Origin of the sequence: Corynebacterium glucuronolyticum DSM 44120 (assembly GCF_030440595.1) — a bacterium.
GTDB classification, from domain to species: Bacteria; Actinomycetota; Actinomycetes; order Mycobacteriales; family Mycobacteriaceae; genus Corynebacterium; species Corynebacterium glucuronolyticum.
This window is the reverse complement of record NZ_CP047452.1, coordinates 1,439,128-1,460,786: the sequence shown is the minus strand read 5'-3', so window position 1 is coordinate 1,460,786 and position 21,659 is coordinate 1,439,128. Positions and strand designations below refer to the sequence as shown.

Genomic DNA, 21,659 nt, shown 5'->3' with positions numbered 1-21,659 from the left:
GAGCAGATCCATTTTCTTTTGGTCTCGCTTCGCATCGTCTCGCTAGGGGTAGACACACGGAAGGGGCCTCGTTACAACAGGTAACGGGGCCCCTTCTGCGACGGTGGATGGAGACGTCGAAAAGCGGAGATAACCTACCAGTTCTTGTTCCGTTCAAGATCAGCCTCAGTCGGCTTCACAGCTGGAAGACCAGTGACGAGCTTGTGAATGCCCCACAGAGCAAGGAACACAGGAATTCCCAGGTAGGGGGTGAGTATTGCCAGGAAGTCCTCTCCCGCAGCGACAGGACCGATCGCCTGCCCGATGACAACACCGAAGCACAGCACGAGCGCCACGATTGCACCGAGCGGGAAGAAGGGACTCTTGTAGGGGAGAGATTCCAGCGGAACGTTCTGAGCACGGAGAGCCAAACGGAATTTATAGTGCGACCAGGAGATGCCGATCCACGTGATAAAGCCCGCGAGAGCGGAGAGGGTGAGCAGGAAGGTGTAGGCTGTGCCGTCTCCAACAATGGAGGTAATAAAACCGGTCATACCGACAACCGTCGTTGCACACAGTGCGCGAAGGGGCACTCCGTGGGATGTCAGCTTGGCAAAGAATTGTGGAGCCTGCCCCTCGGTGGCCAAAGCGTACAGCATGCGCGTGGAAGCGAACAGCCCTGAGTTACCGGCGGAAAGTACCGACGTTAGGATCACAGCGTTCATGAGAGCAGCGGCGAAGGCAACGCCAACGCGGTCAAAAACAAGCGTGAACGGGGAGATCGCGATGTTCGATTCCGAAGCGTTGAGCAGGTTCGGATCTGTGTACGGAATGAGGAAGCCGATGACTGCGATGGCTCCAATATAGAAGATCATGATGCGCCAAAAGATCGTGCGGATTGCCTTCGGGATTGTTTCCTCAGGATTCTCCGCCTCCCCCGCAGCCACACCCACGAGCTCTGTCCCCTGGAAGGAATAACCTGCGGCGATGAACACCATGAGGATACCGAAGCCGCCGTTAACAAAGGGAGCCTCGCCTGTGGTCCAATTTTCTAGCGCAGACTCCGCGCTGAAGAAAATTCGGATGATCATGAAGGTTCCCAAGGCCAGGAACACTAACACGGTGACGACCTTGATAAGTGCGAACCAGAATTCACTTTCACCGTAGGCCCGTGAGGAAAGCGCATTGATAAGGAATATCGCAGCTAGGAAGACTACAGACCAAATAATCGATGGCACCTCCGGAAACCAGTACTTCATCACAAGTGCGGCAGCGACAAGCTCTGCAGCAACGGTGATCGCCCAGTTGAACCAGTAGTTCCACCCCATGGCGAAGCCGAAGCTGGGGGAGACGAACCGGCGTGCATACTCCTGAAACGAACCGGCTACCGGGAGGTAGGCAGCCATCTCACCAAGGGACTGCATGATGAGGTACACCATAATGCCGATCAGTGCATACGCCACGAGCGCGCCACCAGGACCAGCCTGAGAAATAGTCGTGCCCGAGGCGACGAAAAGGCCGGTACCGATTGCGCCACCGATAGCGATCATATTGAGGTGCCGGGCTTTCAACCCCCTCTTAAGCTGGCTTTCCGCCTGTTCAGTCATAGTTAAGTCACTTTCCGCGTGAGGGTAGATAATCTATTGATTGTCGGTGTGTTTGTGCCGAATGTCAAAGAGCACCACCCGCCCCCTTGGGAGAAACGATTCGAGTGGGTGCATGAAGGAACGGCAAGCTACTGACAGTAACGGACAAACGAGGCTAACAGCCCATTTGAGTACGTAGTATCCACTGTGGGAAGGGTGGCCACGATTGCGTCGTAGTCCTCCTTGTGGAAGTACCCGTAATCCATGTAGAAGTTCATTCGAATCTGCATGGATGCAGGATCCATCTCGGCGTGGAATTGGGCTGCCCACGTGTGTTCCCCGTACCGGAAAATCTGCACGGGGCAGGTTGGCCCCTCGGCGAGGAGAACACACGACGAGTCGAGCAAAGTGATGTTCTCGGTGTGCCCCGTCAGTGCCTGGAACGTATCAGGGAAAGAGGAAAGCAGGGGATCCCTCTTCCCATCTTCTGTCAGGTGGACGACTGTACCCCCCGATTCCTCGGGGTGGGTGCGCCCGACGCTTCCACCAAGTTCGGACGCGACGAAACCAGCACCGAAACAGATAAAGATTGAAGGGAGCTCGCAATCAATGAGTGTACGGAGCTGCCCCATAATGTGAATCTGTTTGGGGGTATGCAGCTTGTCGGTGATATTGAAGGGGCTGCCACCGACGATGACGCCGTCGTAACCGTCGAGGGGTGGAAGGACATCCTCTGTGCTATCCAGTTGCACCTGGGTGAGTTCGTCGCGGCTCAGCCCTGTGGCCTGGAGGAAATCCTTATACTCCTGCGCGACAACACCGTCACCGGTGCGCGGCGACACTAAAAGGAATGAAGACATGCAGGATATCCTACTTGTCCCTCATTTCGGCTTTGCTGTGGGGTGAACTAGTTCTCACGCACAGCACGCTCAGCCAGCCCCAGAACGTCCCGGAGGAGATCCGGATCTTCTCCCATCGACAGTCGCGAGATAAGCCCGTCCAGGATCGTCTCAAGGAATGCGCGATGGACCTCTACACCATGCGCATCCCGATGAGACTCTGAGGGGGTGGATGCGAGACGTTGACGCAGAGCCGAATCGACGATTTCCTGTTGGTCCTGCCAACGCTCCCGGAACCCGGGATCCGTGCGGACAAGGCGAACGACTTCCAACCGAGTAGCAAGCCAATCGTGTCGTTCGGGGTGGTCGAGAATCTCATGCATGACTTGTACTAATCCGGCGGAGGAAATGACGTCGGCCTGTCGCTGTGCATCCTCTCGGGCGAGGGCGAAGAAAAGCCCCTCCTTATCGTCGAAATGGTGGAAGATTGCACCGCGGGACTTTCCCGTTGCCCCTTCCAAACGGCGAACGGTGGCTCCTTCGTAGCCATATTGGCCAAAACAACGGCGTGCTCCGTCGAGTATTTCTGCTCGGCGATTATGCAGATCTTCTTCGGAAACGCGTGGCACGATGTGTAAAACCACCTTCTAATTCGGGTAACAGTATTGATTAACTTAGTGAAGTGTCAGTTTGGCGTGGCGCAACACCCGCCGCTTGACGCGTTGATCAGCAAGTTGTCGGGATAATCCGGTGCTGGGAGCGAGCGACATCCGTGGGGGACCTGAAAGTCTCAGATGTGGCAGTCGCACGATTCGGCACTGATCAAAACGAAAGAATACAAAATGCTCCACGTGCGTCGGTTTGTGGGGAGTGGATGGAGAGAAAATGAACAGGAAAGGGGGAGACGGGGCTTTCCGTCTCCCCCTTTCCTGCTGTATAGAAGCGTGCGGATGTCAGCCGTGAGCTGGTATCACACACTCCGGACTAGCTGCAGAGATTACTGCTCGCCCTTAGCCATGGAACGCAGGACGTACTGCAGGATGCCACCATGTCGGAAGTAATCGGCCTCACCGGGTGTATCGATGCGGACAACAGCGTCGAATTCGACCTTCTCACCGGACTCCTTCGTTGCAGTCACGTGGACGGTGGAAGGAATCTCGCCGTCGTTAAAGGCCGTGACACCGGTGATGTCGAACGTTTCCGTTCCGTCGAGGCCGAGGGACTCGTGGGACTCACCAGCTGGGAACTGCAGCGGGATGACACCCATACCGATGAGGTTCGAGCGGTGGATGCGCTCGAAGGACTCAACGATAACGGCCTTTACACCGAGGAGGTTAGTGCCCTTAGCGGCCCAGTCACGGGAGGAACCGGAACCGTATTCCTTGCCACCGAGGACAACGAGCGGGGTGCCGGCCTTCTTGTAGTTGACAGACGCATCGTAGATGAATGCCTGCGGGCCACCCTCCTGGGTGAAGTCGCGGGTGTAGCCACCAGCAACGTCGACAAGCTGGTTGCGAAGGCGGATGTTTGCGAACGTACCACGTACCATGACCTCGTGGTTACCGCGACGGGAGCCGAAGGAGTTGTAGTCCTTACGCGCAACGCCCTTGGAATCGAGGTACTGGGCGGCCGGAGTGCCGGGCTTGATGGCCGAGGCGGGGGAGATGTGGTCGGTGGTGACCGAATCGCCGAGCTTCACCAGGACACGAGCGCCGGAGATATCCTGAACAGGCTCCGGATCCTTCGGCATACCGTCGAAGTACGGTGCCTTGCGCACGTAGGTGGAGTCCTCGTCCCATGCGAAGGTGTCGCCCTCCGGGGTATCGAGGTTCTGCCACTGCTCGTCACCCTTGAATACGTCGGCGTAGTCAGCCTCGTACATTTCGCGGGAGATAGCGGACTGGATGGTGGATTCGATTTCCTCCGTCGTCGGCCAGATGTCCTTGAGGTAGACGTCGTTGCCTTCCTTGTCCTGGCCCAGGGGCTGGGACTCGAAGTCAAAGTCCATCGTGCCCGCGATGGCGTACGCGATGACGAGCATCGGGGAAGCAAGGTAGTTCATCTTCACATCGGGGGAGATGCGACCCTCGAAGTTGCGGTTACCGGAAAGAACTGCGGTAGCAGCGAGATCGTTCTCGTTGATGGCCTGCGAAACCTCAAGAGGCAGCGGGCCGGAGTTGCCGATGCAGGTGGTGCAACCGAAGCCAGACAGGTAGAAACCGAGCGCTTCAAGGTCCTTCCACAGGTCCGCACGCTGGTAGTAGCCGTCGACGACCTGGGAGCCGGGAGCACAGATGGTCTTAACCCACGGCTTAGAGGTGAGCCCCTTCTCCACGGCCTTACGTGCAACGAGGCCAGCGCCGATCATCACGGACGGGTTGGACGTGTTCGTGCAGGAGGTGATGGAAGCGATGGCGACCATACCGTGGTCGAGGGTGTACTCGCCGCCGTTCTGGGAGGTGACGGTGATCGGGTTCGACGGGCGGCCCTTCGCACCCACAGCGAGGGTTTCGCCGTGTCCCTCACCAGACTTGTTCAGATCCGTGACCTGGACGTTGTTCTCGATGTTGCCACCCTCGTTGGCCATCCGCTTGGCGGGCTTGGAATCGTCCATGCACACCTCATCCTCGGTGTAGTTGGCGAGGTCCTTGCGGAACTGCTCCTTGGCCTCGCTCAGCAAGATACGATCCTGCGGTCGCTTCGGGCCAGCGATGGACGGGACAACGGTAGAAAGGTCGAGCTCGAGGTACTCAGAGTACTCGGCTTCTTCCGTATCGTCATCGAGCCACATGCCCTGGGCCTTTGCGTATTCCTCCACGAGAGCGCACTGCTCATCGGAGCGTCCGGTCAGCCGCAGGTAGTCGATCGTAACCTCGTCGATGGGGAAGATCGCACACGTGGAGCCGTACTCAGGGCTCATGTTGCCGATCGTGGCACGGTTAGCAAGCGGAACCTGCTTCACGCCACTGCCGTAGAATTCAACGAACTTCTGCACGACTCCGTGCTGACGCAGCATGTCCGTGACGGTGAGCACGACATCCGTTGCGGTCACACCTGCGGGGATCTCGCCCGTCAGCTTGAAGCCGACGACCCGCGGGATAAGCATCGAAACGGGCTGGCCAAGCATTGCGGCCTCGGCCTCGATTCCGCCGACTCCCCAGCCGAGGATGCCCAGGCCGTTTTCCATCGTGGTGTGGGAGTCCGTACCGATACACGTATCTGGGTACGCGAGTCCCTCGTTGTCGAAAACGAGGCGTGACAGGTACTCGATGTTCACCTGGTGAACGATGCCCGTTCCCGGAGGAACAACGCGGAAGTTAGAGAAGCTCTTGGAGCCCCAGCGCAGGAACTGGTAGCGCTCCTCGTTGCGCTCGTACTCAATCTTTACGTTCTCGGCGAGGGCGTTCTGGTCACCGAATGCCTCCACGATAACGGAGTGGTCGATGACCATTTCTGCCGGGTTGAGCGGGTTAACCTGATCCGGATTGCCACCCAGATCCTTCACAGCCTCGCGCATCGTGGCAAGATCCACTACACAGGGGACACCCGTGAAGTCCTGCATAAGAACGCGGGCCGGGGTGAACTGAATCTCCGTGGAAGGTTCAGCCTTGGGGTCCCAATTGGCGATTGCCTTGATGTGTTCTTCGGTGGTGTTCTTGCCGTCTTCATTGCGCAGCAGGTTCTCACCAAGAACCTTAAGCGAATACGGGAGTTTCTCCATCCCTGGGACAGCGGAAAGCGCGAAGTAATCGTAGGTTTTGTCACCTACGGTTAGCTGCGTTTTTGCCCCAAACGAGTTCTTTGAGGTAGCCATAAGCGTTTAACAGACTCCTTATGTCGATCTTCACCAGTGCACTATTTTCACATGAGGCCAGTAAACCGGCGGTTTGGGCCATTGAAGGCTGCATCCGGTCTCGGTTCTGGGCTACTCCACCGGCAGGCTGTTCGGCGAGACACCGCAGTAGTCGAACTGGCTCACTACAAACAATAATAACAGTACGGGCGTTCTGGTTCTGGATGTGGGGCTAAACGTGGCTAAATTCACGGATTTCCCCCTTTGTCTAGCCCCGTGTGGGGTGGATTTCCCACGTTTTGAAGCCTCCGCTCTCAGAATTGCTGGTGATCACACCCCCACAGCGTTCAATGTTGCGGGGAATGAGACGGCCCAGCAGCGGGTACTGCAACCGCACGGGCGCGGTAACCGATTGCCGGCCCATAAAGTTAGCTGAAAAGCTAGCCCGCAAAGCCGCTCATATTTATCCCATCCCGAAGCACACCAGAAGATGGAGCCACCAATACCAAAAAGACAGTGGACTAAAGGGAGGACTAATAGAAAGTGGCCTGAGAGAATAAGACCTTAAAGTATTAAAGGGACAGCGGGGGAAAGAATAAAGGAGGAAAGAATAAAGGAGGAAATAGGAGAAGGAATAAACGGGAGAATAGCTATGTGGTGATCTGTGGACCCACGGGAGACCAGTGATAAGCGACATCAGCGACATGTCTAGGCCGGTCTGCGATGTCGGCATGCGATGTCGGCTGGCGACCCGCTAGAATAGGGCAACCAGGGGCACCTGAAAGGCTGTCCCGAAAGACCGCCATGCATGATGGATCCGCTGCGGTGGAATGACTGCAGGTCTGTGTACTGTGGTCTTGCTGACGTTGACCGGCAGCGCTACAAGTAATCGACAGCATGTGAACAAGACGGAAAGAGAGCTGGTAGTGATTCCAGAGGACGTGGATATCAATGAACTGGTTCATGAGCTCGATGCTGATGGCGTATACATTGGTTCACTTGCGGATCAATACCCAAGCATGGAAGAGCAGCTCATCGCTGTCACACAGAAGGCTGAAGAGCAAGGGATCGGCGATATGAAAATCGCCTTCATTGACCAAACGCCCGCTCATACTGCTGATTTACGAGATATTGCGCAGGAGTTACTCAACAACACGGGGGCAGATCTGGTCCTTGTTCGTAATCCGATGTCTGGTGCCGTCGTCTCCACTGATGTCTCCCGTGCGACTCTTGAGGCTGCTCAGTATCATTTCCTTGCCGATCCCGATTACGTACGCGCCTCTAACTTCTTCGTCGATTATGTGTCATCCAGTAGTATCCCGTGGGCGCTCGTTGGAATCGTCGTTCTCATTGGGCTAGTGCTGGTTGCTGCCGGTACCTGGTTCTTCGCCCGCCGTTCGCGGCCTGCCTAACAAGATCTCCTCGCCGGAGAAATATTCCGTTAGCAGATAAAACAGCCACCTCGTGCATGCAACTCATGCATGCGGGAGCGATGAGCCAGAGCGGTACCGAGTGGATTTGCTCGATTCGATTTCTTCGCTGACTATTACGTGCTTGATTTACTCGTTACGACCAGGCCCCTTCGGGCAAATGATGAAAGTGTGCGTGTTGCTGGAGCAGGAAAGGCACGTGAGGCTGGGGGACAAAGGGCGTTCAGATAAGGGGATAGGAGTGCAGCTAGTGAGCAGCGACGGCATTCACGGTTGAGCACGCTCAACGCCCACAAAAAGAAGACCATGTATCACCAACATGGATCATCAGTGTGGAAACTCGCCCCACGAGTAATGCACATCACAGCCCCGCTGGAGGGCTTAAGAAACACTCGTCGCTAAAAGCAACGTTCGCGGTTCGCGTAATGGTGCGGGCGCGGTCGCGTTGTGGTGTGCCGCAGTGTGCCACAGCCAAAAGTTCGTCAAGCCTGAAACCTTTACAATTGCAGCGAGAGAGTGACGGCCAGTGCTCGCTATACCTCTCGCGCCAGTGGGAGCTGGAAAAAATATAGCCGGAAAAACGGCCACAAACCGAGCTCCGCATGGCCTGCTGACGCGGAAGCAAGAACACACCCTTTACCAAAAACTCTCAAGTTTAAGTTCAAGGTTTAACGGCGCGTCGCCATTATAGTGACCAAAATCACATAACGACTTGATAACGGAAAGGTGCCAGGTAGAACGGGTGTTGGTCATGTTTCGGAGTTTGCCTTATGTGAAAATCGTGGTTGACGTTCCCAAATTTGACCAAAGTGAATTAACCTAAGCGTAGTCGGCTCACGAGGCGACGAATAACTCAACAAAATCAACCATCACTTGCGATACATAGTCAGGTTCATGTACTTGACTTGAGTGATTTGGGAGTAGCACTTTCGGCCAGTGGGGAAGCTTGCATGAAAGGCACAACCATTTCTCGCATGGCGGTTGCAACACTGAAGCAGGTTTTTCACCGGGATTCACGAAGCGTACGTACTCTCGCTGAGTGAGCGAACGTGGAAGAACGGGCGAGTTCCGTGTAGCGAGGCCGTCATATTTTCTTACCCAGTAGCGCACGTGGGGTGGGCTTGTGAGCTACGCGTCTAATCGGGGAACCGGCGATTCCTGCACACGCGTGTACGGCCTGTGCTTCGCAGTTTCTGGTCTGCGATCCCGCACAGTACAGCGCGCACAATAACTGAAGCCTTGTCAAGATTGGACGATGTCGGGTCTTTTCACCGTGAGTACGCGTCTTACGCGCAACTGCGGGCTGTACTCCAGTGGTGGTGGGTGTTCTTGCACACCACATGCTGCTGGTACAGCCGGGGTATGCTCACGGCGCGGTCGAACGCGCGCTGTGAAAGGTCGGTCTCCATCTCAATGAGGTTTCGAAAGTAAGAGGAGACCTCGTGGTTTGCTTTTCTCCAGTCCGTCGACTGAAAAAACGCGCCGTTTCAATCGGTGCGGTGAGCATCATAACGATGATGGCTGCTACCAACGTACCTGTTGCATCGACCCAAGATATCGATGCCAGTCAGCTGACACAGTTGGCGACTCAGCTATCAAGCGCCGTTTCAGACATTTCCGCGCTTGAGGCTCAGATGGGTGGCCTGCAAGAAGCCGTTAATCAAGCCCTCGTGGATCTGAAGGATGCACAGATCATTGCCGAGGCGGCCCGGCAAAATGCTGCAGCGGCAAATCAGGAGCTTGATGAGGCAACGTTGGAGGTCTCCAACGCCCAAGATCGGCTCGACGAACTAGCTCGCACCGCCTATCGACACGGCTCAACAAGTGCACACTCATCGATGCTCTCATCCAGTAGCGATGCCAAGCGTGAGCTTGACAGGTTCACATTCCTACGACGCCAGACGGCAGAACAGCGCGGTGTCGTTGATGCGCTGGATGCAGAACGGACAAAGAAGGCCAACAAGGAGTCCGCTCTTCGCGCAGCTCAACAAGAGGCTGAGCAGCGAGAACGGGATGCGCTCGCGGCGGAACAATCTGCCAAGGATGCAATTGCGCAGCATACGCTCGAGCTGTCTGCAAAGCAGAACGAGCGGCAGCAGCTACTCGATCAGGCCCGCGAGGTAAAACAGGAGATCGATCGGCTCAAGGGGCTACGCGCGGGTGAGACGAATGAGATCGGCGCGCAGGTTCTTCCCAGCAATCAAGGCGTGACCGATCCAGGTGCTGATACTGCTGCTCCGGCTCCGATCCGCGAGGCAGACCAGACGGCGACTTCTGCAGCGCCCCAACCTGAGACAGGCTCGGATGCACCAGGGTCTTCCGCAGCTCCTCAGGCCGACAATTCCAACGGTGGAGCCACGGCAACCGCAAATGGGAACGTGGATGCACAACTGGTAGGTGGAGCAGCCGATGGGGAACAGGGTTCGTCCGCCTCAGGGTCTAGTGTTCCGGAGGTTGCAGATCGCGTAGGCGGCGGGGCACCGGCTCCTCGTGAGATTGATTACTTGCAGCTGGCCAACACCGCAGTTAACACCGCTCAAGCTGTTGTTGATTCTGGTCTCCTGGATCCGGGAACACTGGATGACCCCTTTAAGACAGTCGATGCCCTCGGCAACGTACTCCCTGCTCTCTCCGGTTCCTCCTCATTGAGTTCCACGACGGCTGATGTCGCCTCGGGCAACGGTGGTACCTCTGGCAACGCCACGACGGAGTCGGACCTGCTCGATGCCCTGACTAATTTGGGCAATTCCGGTCTCTCGGATGAGTCGAATGGAGCCGGAAAGTACTTGGATCTCGGCACCATGGAGGATCTCTCCGACAAGGCGTCGTCGGCTATCACCGGCTCAAAGAATCAACGCATCGAGACGGTTATTGCCCGTGCGAAGAGCCAGCTTGGTACTCCCTACGCGTGGGGTGGCGGTAATGCATCCGGCCCAACAAAGGGAATTCGCGACGGTGGAGTCGCGGACACGTATGGCGACTACAACAAGGTTGGTTTCGACTGCTCCGGGCTTGTGCTTTATGCCTTTGCCGGTGCTGGCATTGCCCTTCCGCACTACACTGGCTACCAATACCAGCGCGGAACCAAGGTAGATATCAGCCAGATTCAGCGCGGCGACCTGCTCTTCTGGGGGCCATCAGGAAATCAGCACGTGGCGATTTACCTTGGTGACGGCCAGATGATCGAGGCACCACAATCAGGTGGAGTTGTGCAGATTAGCTCTGTTCGTTACGGTGGCATGGCTCCCAACGCCGTACGCCTCATCTAGAAAGGCACCTCAGAAAGCGCGACGGGCGGGGCCCGACGAGCCGGAGGAACCGACTTCCGGAGGGGCGTCGAGAAGCTAGATAGTAGGGAAACGATGGTCTCAGTGACCATCCGCCAACAAACAAATGAGAAATAGACCAGCCGTGAGAGTGCGTGTGCAGGACACACTCCCACGGCTTTTTCACGCTCCCGCAGCCTATGCACAACCGGCCGTGTGCTTCCTGAAGCGGGGACTCTCGGGGGAGAGGAATGGCCGACCTGGACTCGGTATGACGACGGCCGCGCACCTTCTGTGCAGTAGCCTCAGGAGAACCGTAAGGTGAGCAGCTGCTGGCAGCTGTGAGCAGCTGTGAGCAGCCGCGAGTAGCTTCGGGCAACGGTGAGCGCCGGTAAGTAGCGTTTATATTCCGCTCGGGTCAACCGTCCGTGGGTGACTGTTGTTGCTCCACCACGTTTCATCGTCGCTGTTTCACTGTCGCTTCCATTTTCCCAGCATGAACTGCTGGGTATCTCAGGTGGATCACCTGATTTCAGCGCTGAGGGGAGTCCCCCTCAGCCACGATCGGCAGAGATGCCTGAAGCACACTCCCACACTGCCTTTGCGCACAGCCTCCAGTTGAATCGGCCACCAAGTCCAACCAAAGTTGGATGCCCGGAGGTCGAAGGAAAAAGTCGGCACGGTACTATGCCACCATGGCTTCCTTAGGTTTCACCGACGAAAATTCCTTGTCAGCATCATCCGCACGGCGGGGCACAAACACAGAAAGTTCCGGCGATAAGAAATGCGCCCTCATGATTCTCTCGTTTGGCGGGCCGGAGCACCATGATCACGTCCGGCCATTCTTGGAAAACGTCACCCGTGGTCGCGGGATTCCGCCGGAGCGCCTGGACGAAGTGGAAGTCCACTACCACCATCTGGGTGGTGTCAGCCCTCTGAACGCACTGAACCGAGAGATCATCAACAATGTAGAAGAAGAGCTCAGCGCGCGAGGTAGGGATCTTCCGGTTTATTTTGGCAACAGAAACTGGCATCCGTTCATCGAAGAAACCGTCGAAGAGATGGTGGGAGACGGAATCACGCATGTCTACGTCTTCGCAACGTCTGCGTGGGGAGGTAGCAGCGGTTGTAGGCAATACGACGAGGACATCGAGCGTGCGCTCAACCACTTGGAACGCAAAGACCTCCCGCGTCTAACAATGGTGAAGCTTCGCCAATTCTTCGATCATCCCGGGTTTATCAACCCCTCAGTGGAGTCTGTGAAACGAGCTTTCTCACAGTTCAGCAGAGAGGATACACCCCGCCTAGTCTTCACCGGCCACTCGATTCCCACTGCTGCCGATGAACACTCCGGTGTACCCGCTGACGGGACCCTGTATTCTAACCAGATTCGTGCAACGTGCGCCATCATCGCCGAGCGTCTCGGGATTCCAAATTATGACCTTGTGTGGCAGTCGCGCTCTGGTTCCCCCCACACCCCGTGGCTCGAGCCAGACATAGTCGACCATGCGCGAGACCTCCACGAACGTGGCATCAATGACCTTGTTGTCTATCCGGTTGGATTCATCTCCGACCACACCGAGGTGGTCTGGGATCTTGATAACGAACTGAAGGTTGCAGCAGACGAATGGGGAATGACCATCGTTCGTGCTGCGACCGTTGGTCCTACACCTGACTTCACGGCGATGATCGTCGACCTCATTGAGGAATATGAAGCCGGCAAAGCACCACTACGTATAAAAGGCCCCATCACAGTCGCGCTACGCGGTTGCTCCCTTAATGGTGCACCTTGCGCAGAGGGGTGTTGTGTCTCTGCGCGTCCAATGCACGGCAATGGGCATGGGAGCTCGAAGCATGGTCATACCGCTCACGCTCATGAGGCTGAAGGGCATAGGTAAGCCTCACGCTCGCACCGGATATCCTCCACGAGATGGCCAAGACCTTCTGGCCGTTTCGTGGATAAACCGTATGGGGCTCCCCGCTCGCCGGAAATGGATGGTCTGGAGCCACCTCATGGGGTGCAGGTCAAAGGACTAGTACGCACCCCTTTATTCGCACTCCTATATACCTATATAAAAGTATAAAGGTGTATATGTGTATAAACGTGGTATCGGAGGTAGGGAGCTACATCCCGGATCCGCGCTGATACTCACGGTCGGCAGCCGCAACAGCAGCGACGCGCGCTTCAGCGATTTTCGCCAGCAAGGGAAATAGCTGTGCATCGAAAGCATGGTCGCGTGCGCGGTCCTGTACCGTCTCAATAATCGCAGCCACGCGGTTAGCACGAGCAATGAGCTTCTCCGCGCGGGGCGAGACTCCCGGTGGTAACCCCGGAGCCTCGTAAAAGTCTGTGAGTGTGCCCACAATGAGGCGTGGCTGGGTGAGCTTCGACGAGCGGGACGAGGTCGGCTGGAGGGCATCGATTAATTCCGAAGCGCGGCGCGTTGCTTCAGCGAGCATAAAGTCGGCTTCGCCGGGCATTGATGGTTCGCGAAATAGAACTGTATCGTGTGTGGCATACGACCACACCGTCATACCTTCATCATCGCTCGTCGAGGACCAGGCATGAACGACCGGGCCGGCAACAATGCCGAAACCGTCATAGACGCCTCTCGGCAGAGGGCGCCCGTATCCCCCAAGCAGGAGGCGAACGATTCCCGTTCCCTCGTCAGCGTCGGTATTTCTTGCCTCCTCCATCTGTGCCCGCAGAACACGCAACACGTCATCATCCATCGCGAGGTCGAGCTCCCATAGCGCATCTTGAGCATCATCGAGGGATACTGCACCATGGACCCACGCAGATAGCCAAAGAGCACAGTTTTGCTCTGGCGAATAGACAAGATCGCGTGGGTTCATTGCGCTCCTTCATGTTGATGAAAAACCTGTGGCGGACAAAACCAGAAACGAGCAGCGTCCCGAAAACTAACGGGCTTCTGGGAAACGTAACGTTACCGCACTGGCATGCCTCATTCTGTTACCGCCCCCGCTGCTCGTACCTCGCCGTTCCATTTTTCGATAGTTTCCTCCGACGCATTGTCGTTGGCCTGTTGGCTACTATGTGCCTCCGGTTCACTACTATTTCACCCATGAACCGGTACTCAGGCAATATTTTTGACGGACATGCGCGGAACCGACCCCGCCAATATAAAGAGGTGGTGGCGAAACTTGGAACTGTTTTCGAGGTTGTCGCAGATGGTTACGTAGGCGCGGTTGTCGGCTGGGAGAAGACACCTCAAGGTGACATGCTCCGCTTGGAGGATCGGTACGGAAAGACGCGGATATTTCCTGTACGAGCGGGGGCTTTCATGGTCGACGGCGTGCGTGTCACCCCCACGCGCTATATTCCGCCGCAGCAACCGCGCCATTCCAACTCTGGATCGCGGTTTGTTGAGAACCACCAGGCTCGAACCGCGCTCCCGTCCCGCATTTGGGTCGAGGGGATTCACGATGCCGCCATCGTCGAGCGAATCTGGGGTCATGACCTGCGCGTAGAGGGTGTGGCAGTGGAATACTTGGAGGGACTCGATAACTTGCCGGATAAACTGCGAGAATTCCAACCGCGCGAGGGACGACGCGTAGGAGTTCTGGCTGATCATCTCGTCCGAGGATCAAAAGAAACCCGCCTGACGGACTCCGTCGGTCCGCACGTCCTCGTCACAGGCCACCCTTTCATCGATATTTGGGCAGCTGTGAAGCCGGCGGCAGTAGGAATCCGTGCCTGGCCAGATGTACCACGAGGGGAGGACTGGAAACAGGGAGTATGCGATCGTTTGGGGTGGCACGAGCCGAAGGAAGGGTGGAACCGTGTGTACAACGCCGTCCATTCGTACAAGGATGTCGATTCCACGCTCATCAACGCCGTGGAGAGACTCGTAGATTTCGTCACTAACCCGCAACTTGCAAAGGAAGATCTGCAGTAAGAGTCTCCCAGCCGGGCACAATTCGCTGCCGAATTGTGCACTATTGCTGGTGATTGAGTACATTGGGCGCGTGGACGCACCGCCTTTGTTCCGCGTACTCTGACAGCGTCATCATTCCGCCAACGTCATCATTCCGCCACGGTCAACATTCCGGCAACGCAAAGCACTCCAGCAATGCAAGCACTCCGGCAAGGTCATCTGACGGGCGGAGAAGAGCTACGCATAGAGCAATCGCTCATGTACCCTAAAAGCTGTGGGTTCTTTAGTCTGGTTAATTGCAGCACTGGCGCTCGGCGCAGCCGAGTTAGCTGTCGGTGACTTCACACTCTTGATGCTTGCGCTTGCCGCCCTGGGCACCGCCGGTGTTTCCCTCGCGGGCGTTCCGCTCGCAGCGGAGATCATCGCTTTCGCTATCTTTGCCATCGGACTTCTTTTTCTCCTTCGCCCCTGGCTTAGGCGCCGCATGATGAAGAGCCCCATCCTCGACACCTCGCAGAAAGCACTTGAAGGGAAAACCGGCCACGTGCTCGAAACAGTGAGCGCTCACTCCGGACAGATCCGGCTGGACGGATCCATCTGGTCCGCGCAGAGTCTTGACCCTTCACGCGAATTCCTGCCTGGAGAAGTCGTGCGTGTCGTGAGTATTGAGGGAAATACCGCAGTGGTTTGGGAAGACGTCCAGGCGTAGCGGTTTTGTGCCCCTGCGAGCTAACTCGCAGGGTTTTTCGCTTTTCGACGCTCCGGCCCCATCTCTATCAGAAGGTTTGTTCCATCCCGGCTTGCAGGAAAAGCCGTCCAGCAGCGGTGGTCTAAAACACGTAGGCTGGGGAGGAAAGATGTCCCATAACCAACCGAAAGGCGATTCCGAGCATGTCTTTTATATTATTCGGGCTTATTCTTCTCCTGGTTGTCGTTGTTGTGGCACGCTCCATTGCTCTGGTCCCGCAAGGAACAGCGGCAGTCATCGAGCGTCTCGGTCGCTACACGCGCACAGTGGAGGGCGGAATAACGCTCCTAGTTCCGTTCGTCGACCGCATCCGCGCCAAGATTGATACTCGTGAGCGGGTCGTCAGCTTTCCTCCTCAGGCAGTCATCACTGAGGATAACCTCACCGTGGCGATTGATATCGTCGTCACTTTTCAAATCAACGATCCGAAGCTGGCCATCTACGGTGTGGACAACTACATCGTTGGTGTTGAGCAGATTTCTGTTGCCACACTCCGCGATGTTGTCGGTGGTATGACTTTGGAGGAGACGCTTACCTCCCGTGACGTCATTAACCGGAGGCTGCGTGGTGAGCTTGACTCCGCCACCACCAAATGGGGGCTGAGGATTTCTCGCGTAGAGCTGAAAGCAATTGATCCGCCACCGTCGATCCAACAGTCTATGGAGAAGCAGATGAAGGCGGACCGCGAGAAGCGTGCAATGATCCTCACAGCAGAAGGCCAACGCGAGGCTGATATCCGCACAGCCGAGGGCGAAAAGCAGGCTCGCATTCTGATGGCTGAGGGTGAAAAGTCAGCCGCCATTTTGAGTGCTGAGGCAGAACGTCAAGCGATGATTCTCCGCGCGGAAGGCGAGCGAGCAGCCCGCTACTTAGAGGCGCAGGGTGAAGCTAAGGCCATCCAGAAGATCAATGCTTCCATTAAGGCTGCGAAAGTCACGCCTGAAGTGCTGGCCTACCAGTACTTGGAGAAGCTGCCGAAGATCGCAGAGGGACAGTCGTCCAAGGTGTGGATGATCCCGAGTGAATTCGGTGATTCTCTTGAACGTTTTGCCAAATCGTTCGCCAGGAAAGACGATGACGACGTCTTCCGTTACGAGCCGGCCCCCGTGGACTCAGAGGGCTTGGATATCGTTGAAGATAAGGAGACAGATTCCTGGTTCTCGACTGAATCAGACCCAGAGATTGCCGCTGCCGTGGCAAAGGCAAATAGGGAAGCCACAAGGCCCGTTGATCCTGCACCGCACGAGGCTGCAAAGGCAAAGCGAGACGAGAAGCTAGCCGCCGAGCGCGCGGAAAGCCCAGTTAACACAAACCCTGCTGCACTGGAGGCTCCTCAGACTCAGTTCTCCCAAAGGTGGACGGGAGAGGACGAAACGCCAGTCACTCCACCGGCTCCCACCGGGGGTGCGCACCAGGCCACGCCTGAAACTGAAGCACGTCAACTTCCACACTTCGGCGAATAGGAAGCTGTCTGTCGCTCAGTGGCCTCTTGTGGTAACACCTGTTTGTGACTGATTGTGGTAGCACTTGTTTGCGGCTGAGCCGACACGTTACGGGCAGCTGTTCTCTTTTGCTATCGTCGCTAGTCTCGCTTGCGTCACTAGCGCCGTTAAATGGGAGAAGAACCTCGCTGAAGTGCCAACCCGCGTGCGTTAGCGTGGCGTTACGGAGACACACGCTGCGTGAGCTTGGTTCCAATAGGAGGTTTTCTAAGACCGTCACGGTCACATGAACCGGCCGGAGTATACCTTTCGGCCGGTTTTTCTCATGCCCCCAGAACAGTTCCGTCACAGACGGGCACCTGGTGGCCTCGCCAAAGGGCGTGGCCTGCATAGGTTAAGAGCGTCGCTAGTGAGCTGCGTTCATTGGCTCACAGTGCCTGTGATACCTGGACCAAAAGCCTCGTCGCTAGTTCCCATCCAGCATTTTCCGCATCCCAACCGGCGGCTTTGAGCCTTTGGCTCATGGCTTGCTTGGTGATCCCCAGCTCCTCTGCAGCCTCGACCTGACTAAGCCCCGTTCGCATCAGCCCAGTAGCTTCCCGGCCCTGATCGGACCTTTTGGCAAGAACGAAGGCAATGAGGACGAAGGCATCAACAATCGCTTGCTCGTAAATTTCCTCGTGGTCAGGTGTAGCTACTGTGACTGGTAGCGAGCGGGGACCCCGCTTTGCAGCAACAGCTGCATACTCGCACGCCTCTTCGGCAGTCGAACCACAACCGAGACTGATAAGCCATTGCTCTGAGGATAAAAGAGCCATGATAACGGCCACGGTGGACTCAGAAGATGTGATTGGGGCAACGATGGTCTCCACGTTGTGCACGCTAAAAGCTGGACCATCAGTGATCGTGGAAAGAGCCTCGGCTGAACGACGAACGATTTCGGCACGTCGCTTATCTTTTCCCTTGTAGGTAGCCTGTACAGCAAACATCGTGCGCCTTCCTTCCTTGTCAGGAGACCTCACCAATGAGCACAGACGTGTTGACTCACGCATGAGCACCGGCGTCATTACCTTTGCTCGGTTCACCTGCCACCGAGTGCCCCAGAGGCACTGTGCACTGGCCGTCTGCCCGCGAATTATCGGGCTACTGACATAGTCTACCCTGTAGCCTTTACTCTCGTCGCCACTTTCCATACGCAGCGGAGACATCGCTCTTTACAGTGTGGGGCAACGCGGAGGTACAGACCACGCTCACCTCTATGTGGACAACGTGTCAGTGGATTAGCGGCGGTCCAATCGCCATGCCGCGAAGCGATTAGTACCTGGCGCATTCCAGTTTGTCTAACCCCGCTCCGGCGCAGACAATTGGGTCGAGGTGGAGTGTCGATTTTCCCGGACGGGGAGTTTGGCATCGAGGATGAGGCCGGACACGCCGAGGACAAGCAGCACAGCGGATACCAAGAGGAGAGCGGGGTTCACGTGCCCAGTGAGCGTGTCGCCGAGAAGAACAATCGCGATCGTATTCGGAGCCAAGCCGATAAAAGTTGCGACGATGTAGGGTAGGAAACGAATAGAGCTGACAGCCGTGGAGTAGTTAAGGACGAAGAACGGGATCCCTGCGATCATTCGCAAACACGTCACCGAGAGCCAACCGCGCTGGCGAAGGCGCTCATCGATACCGGCGACAGCGGGGTGGCTGAGCTTCGGTGCCATCCAATCCCGCAAGAAATGACGAACGATAACGAAAGATATGATTGCCGAGACTGTTGTCGCAGTGAGTGCAAGAAGGCAGCCACGTACCGGGCCAAAGAAGATCCCCGACATCAAAGTGAAGAACGTACGAGGAATGGGGAACTGAGTGAAAAAGACGTAAATGAGGAAATAGAGGAGGAAGAACCAATCCCCAGCCTTATCCGCCCACTGGCGAAGCAACTCGACACTCGGCACGTCGACGAAGATGAGAAGTGCAACAGCTGTTACTGCGGCCACAATGAGAGCAAGCTTTTTCCAGCGTGGGAAGGCCATGAAGGTGGCAATGGCATCGGTTACGACGGTGCGACAAAAGTCGGCGAATTGGCTAATCCAGTTCACCGCCGTGCGGAAAATAGCTGTCATGGTGGCCACATTTTAAACCAGTCGAGTGGACATCGTTAACCGCGCCCACAATCACCACGTCACGAGTATCGGCGCCAACCACCATCCGTACGCGATATAGTTCGCTGCACGCGCGCGTCGACACGCCGGGAAAACCTGATGTAAGGGGAGCAGTGACAAATAGGCGTCACGGGGTAGGTGGTGTCAAGGGGTAGGTGTCATGGGGCGAGGAAGTTCGCCGGAGAGCCCCTGAGTGCGCATGATTTGCCGACACCGACGATCCTCACATTGTTAAACAATGGTGAAAATATGTCCTTTTCGGCTCGTTTTGGTGATTATTCGGAATAAATCGGGTGAGATCGGGCACACTTTTTTGAGCAACGTCAGACCAATTTTCCTAAACCACCAGTTAACAACCTATTTCCCATAGTGAGAGCGAGGTCTCCGGAAGTTTCGTGCCTCAAGCAATATGGCGACGAACTGGTTAAACTAAGTAGACGAATGTGTTTAGTCGGTTTTCTGCGCCGGGAAAAGCCGGAGAAGGAGGTTGTTTTGCATCGGTCAACTCTTGTGACTGGTCAGATTTCCACCCGGACGCTAGGCGTAGAGCGCAAGAAACGGGGAGAAACGAAGGAGATAGCGTTTCTACCCAGTTTTTGTCGAACTGCACACTCGTGTTCATTAAATAATTAACCAGTAATAGGGAAGAAGGTTCATCCCCGTGACTGATGCACACAACGGCACTCCGTTGCCGGCTGATTTCGAAGAAACTCAGCAAGAATGGTGCAAGGCAGCTGCGAAGGTCTTCGCTCGTGTCCACAAGAAGGACGTCGCTGACGTTCCGCTGGACATCTGGAAGCGCCTCATCCGCACCACTTACGATGACATTAAAATTAAACCGCTCTTTACCCGTGCCGACGAGCTAGCGGAAGCACCGGAACCCGGTAAGTTCCCGTACCTCCGCGGTGCCAAGGGGCCAAGCGAAAAGGCTGAGGGTTGGGGCATCACCGAGCGCTTCGGTGCTGAGGGCGATGCAAAGACGACCAACGAAAAGGTCCTGCACGCTCTTAACTACGGCACGAACTCCATCGTCGTCGACCTGCGAGGCGATGACCATATTGCGCCCGCAGATCTGAAGCAGGCGCTGGACAAGGTGCTCTTCGCTTACGCTCCGGTCCGCTTGGAAGCCGGCAAGGATGCCGTTGAGGCCGCCAAGGTTCTCCTTGAGCTCGCCTCCGGTCAGGAGAAGGAAGAGGAGATCCACATCGAGTTCGGTGCTTCTCCGCTTACCGCTTCTTACGATGACTCCGAGTCCGTGTCTATCGACGATGCAGTCGAGCTAGCCAAGCTCGGCAATGAGGCAAAGGCTGATGCTCGCGCCATCCTCGTCGATGGCGTCAGCTTCTCCAACCAGGGTGCCTCTGACGGCGAGGAAATCGGTTTCGTACTCGCCGCTGCTGTCGAGTACCTCCGTAAGCTTGTCGACGCAGGCCTGAGTGCGGAGGATGCATTCAACCAGCTGTCCTTCCGCTTCGCAGCAACTGACGAGCAGTTCAACGAGATCACCAAGTTCCGCGCCGCCCGCATCCTCTGGGCGCGTGTGGCAGAGGTTCTCGGTGTACCCGAGCTCGCCGCGCACACGCCGCAGCACGCCATCACCGCCCCGGTGATGTTCACCCAGCGTGATCCGTGGGTCAACATGCTCCGCAGCACGGTGGCAGCATTCTCCGCCGGTGTTGGCGGATCGACCGATATGGAAGTTCTGCCCTTCGACTTCGCTATCAAGGGTGGCCTTCCGAACACGTCCCGCGACTTCGTCCACCGCATTGCGCGCAACACGAACCTCCTCCTCATCGAGGAGTCGCACCTTGGCTACGTCATCGACCCCGCCGGTGGTGCTTACTACGCGGAGAAGCTGACCCAAGAGGTCGCAGAAACTGCGTGGAAGCTGTTCACCGAGGTCGAGTCCAAGGGCGGCTTCACCGCAGCAGCAGACTTCATCCGCGAGACCCTCGATGCCACCTCCAAGGCTCGCTACGAGGATATTTCTCGCCGCAAGAAGTCCGTTACGGCCATCAACGAGTTCCCGAACTTGGCGGAGAAGCCACTGTCCAAGGAATCTCGCACGGAGCCCAAGGGTGTTCGCCGTTGGGCAGCCGAGTTCGAGGCAATGCGCAACCGCTCCGACGACTACCTCGAGGAGCACGGTGTTCGTCCGACTGTCGGCCTCATCCCGCTCGGCCCGCTGGCCAAGCACAACATCCGTACTGGCTGGATCACCAACCTCGTGGGTACCGGCGGCATTGCCGTCAATAACCCCGGTCAGGTTGTCCCCGGCGAGGACGGATTCAAAGAAGCAGCCGATGCCGCCGACATCCTCATCATCTGCGGTAACGACAAGGAGTACGAGGCCAGCGGCCTCGAGGCTCTCAAGGCACTGCGTGAGACCGGAAAGACGATCCTGCTTGCCGGCTCTGAGAAGAGCTTCGAAGGCAAGGAAGACGCTCCCGATGGTTACCTCAACGTGAAGATCAACGCAGGCGAAACCCTGTCCGACATGCTCACCAAGCTTGGTGCCTAGGAG

At 56.6% G+C, this 21,659-nt stretch carries 14 protein-coding genes; 7 read left to right on the top strand and 7 right to left on the bottom strand.

Annotated elements, in window-relative coordinates; all coding sequences use genetic code 11:
- Window positions 1-134: 134 nt before the first annotated feature.
- The 4 genes from CGLUCO_RS06555 to can all read right to left on the bottom strand — a co-directional run bounded on the left by CGLUCO_RS06555 (window position 135) and on the right by can (window position 6,218).
- Complete coding sequence (locus tag CGLUCO_RS06555) at window positions 135-1,586, bottom strand: amino acid permease (protein ID WP_005390025.1); 1,452 nt, start codon at window positions 1,584-1,586, stop codon at window positions 135-137.
- A 128-nt stretch (window positions 1,587-1,714) separates the two neighbouring features.
- Window positions 1,715-2,425, bottom strand: a complete 711-nt coding sequence (locus tag CGLUCO_RS06550) for a glutamine amidotransferase (RefSeq protein ID WP_005390026.1) — start codon at window positions 2,423-2,425, stop codon at window positions 1,715-1,717.
- Between the two features lie 47 nt (window positions 2,426-2,472).
- On the bottom strand, window positions 2,473-3,033 hold the full coding sequence (locus tag CGLUCO_RS06545; RefSeq protein WP_081446516.1) for a TetR/AcrR family transcriptional regulator: 561 nt from the start codon (window positions 3,031-3,033) through the stop codon (window positions 2,473-2,475).
- 368 nt (window positions 3,034-3,401) lie between these two features.
- Window positions 3,402-6,218 carry an aconitate hydratase gene (gene can / locus CGLUCO_RS06540; protein WP_084036326.1) on the bottom strand — a complete coding sequence of 939 codons (2,817 nt, stop codon included), beginning with the start codon at window positions 6,216-6,218 and terminating at the stop codon, window positions 3,402-3,404.
- 905 nt (window positions 6,219-7,123) lie between these two features.
- On the opposite strand from can, the gene CGLUCO_RS06535 reads away from it, so the two are divergent.
- From CGLUCO_RS06535 to CGLUCO_RS06525, 3 genes are all read left to right on the top strand, one after another.
- A complete protein-coding gene (locus CGLUCO_RS06535) occupies window positions 7,124-7,609 on the top strand; it encodes an Rv1476 family membrane protein (RefSeq protein ID WP_232621843.1) in 486 nt (161 codons plus the stop codon).
- A 1,460-nt stretch (window positions 7,610-9,069) separates the two neighbouring features.
- Window positions 9,070-10,896: a DIP1281 family NlpC/P60 protein gene (locus tag CGLUCO_RS06530; protein ID WP_084036327.1), complete on the top strand. Its 1,827-nt coding sequence runs from the start codon at window positions 9,070-9,072 to the stop codon at window positions 10,894-10,896.
- A gap of 692 nt (window positions 10,897-11,588) precedes the next feature.
- Window positions 11,589-12,791, top strand: coding sequence for a ferrochelatase (locus CGLUCO_RS06525; RefSeq protein ID WP_081446517.1), 1,203 nt, complete (start codon window positions 11,589-11,591; stop codon window positions 12,789-12,791).
- Window positions 12,792-13,017: 226 nt separating this feature from the next.
- Here CGLUCO_RS06525 and CGLUCO_RS06520 read toward each other — a convergent pair whose 3' ends face one another.
- Entirely contained in the window at window positions 13,018-13,749 is a 732-nt protein-coding gene (locus tag CGLUCO_RS06520; protein WP_084036328.1) for an Rv1486c family protein, read from the bottom strand.
- Between the two features lie 230 nt (window positions 13,750-13,979).
- On the opposite strand from CGLUCO_RS06520, the gene CGLUCO_RS06515 reads away from it, so the two are divergent.
- The 3 genes from CGLUCO_RS06515 (at window position 13,980) to CGLUCO_RS06505 (ending at window position 17,003) form a co-directional block, all read left to right on the top strand.
- The gene (locus tag CGLUCO_RS06515; RefSeq protein ID WP_005390036.1) at window positions 13,980-14,813 is read left to right on the top strand and encodes a DUF3097 domain-containing protein; all 834 of its coding nucleotides are present in this window, start codon (window positions 13,980-13,982) and stop codon (window positions 14,811-14,813) included.
- Window positions 14,814-15,066: 253 nt separating this feature from the next.
- Window positions 15,067-15,501 (top strand): NfeD family protein, encoded by a 435-nt coding sequence (locus CGLUCO_RS06510; RefSeq protein ID WP_005390039.1) that lies wholly within the window; start codon window positions 15,067-15,069, stop codon window positions 15,499-15,501.
- Window positions 15,502-15,683: 182 nt separating this feature from the next.
- Window positions 15,684-17,003: an SPFH domain-containing protein gene (locus CGLUCO_RS06505; protein ID WP_005393971.1), complete on the top strand. Its 1,320-nt coding sequence runs from the start codon at window positions 15,684-15,686 to the stop codon at window positions 17,001-17,003.
- Between the two features lie 407 nt (window positions 17,004-17,410).
- On the opposite strand, the gene CGLUCO_RS06500 is transcribed toward CGLUCO_RS06505, so the two are convergent.
- Both CGLUCO_RS06500 and CGLUCO_RS06495 read right to left on the bottom strand, forming a co-directional pair.
- Window positions 17,411-17,971 carry a hypothetical protein gene (locus tag CGLUCO_RS06500; RefSeq protein WP_034989047.1) on the bottom strand — a complete coding sequence of 187 codons (561 nt, stop codon included), beginning with the start codon at window positions 17,969-17,971 and terminating at the stop codon, window positions 17,411-17,413.
- Between the two features lie 351 nt (window positions 17,972-18,322).
- Window positions 18,323-19,096, bottom strand: a complete 774-nt coding sequence (locus tag CGLUCO_RS06495; RefSeq protein WP_084036329.1) for a TVP38/TMEM64 family protein — start codon at window positions 19,094-19,096, stop codon at window positions 18,323-18,325.
- 700 nt (window positions 19,097-19,796) lie between these two features.
- On the opposite strand from CGLUCO_RS06495, the gene CGLUCO_RS06490 reads away from it, so the two are divergent.
- Window positions 19,797-21,656, top strand: a complete 1,860-nt coding sequence (locus CGLUCO_RS06490; RefSeq protein WP_005393966.1) for a methylmalonyl-CoA mutase family protein — start codon at window positions 19,797-19,799, stop codon at window positions 21,654-21,656.
- Window positions 21,657-21,659: the final 3 nt, after the last annotated feature.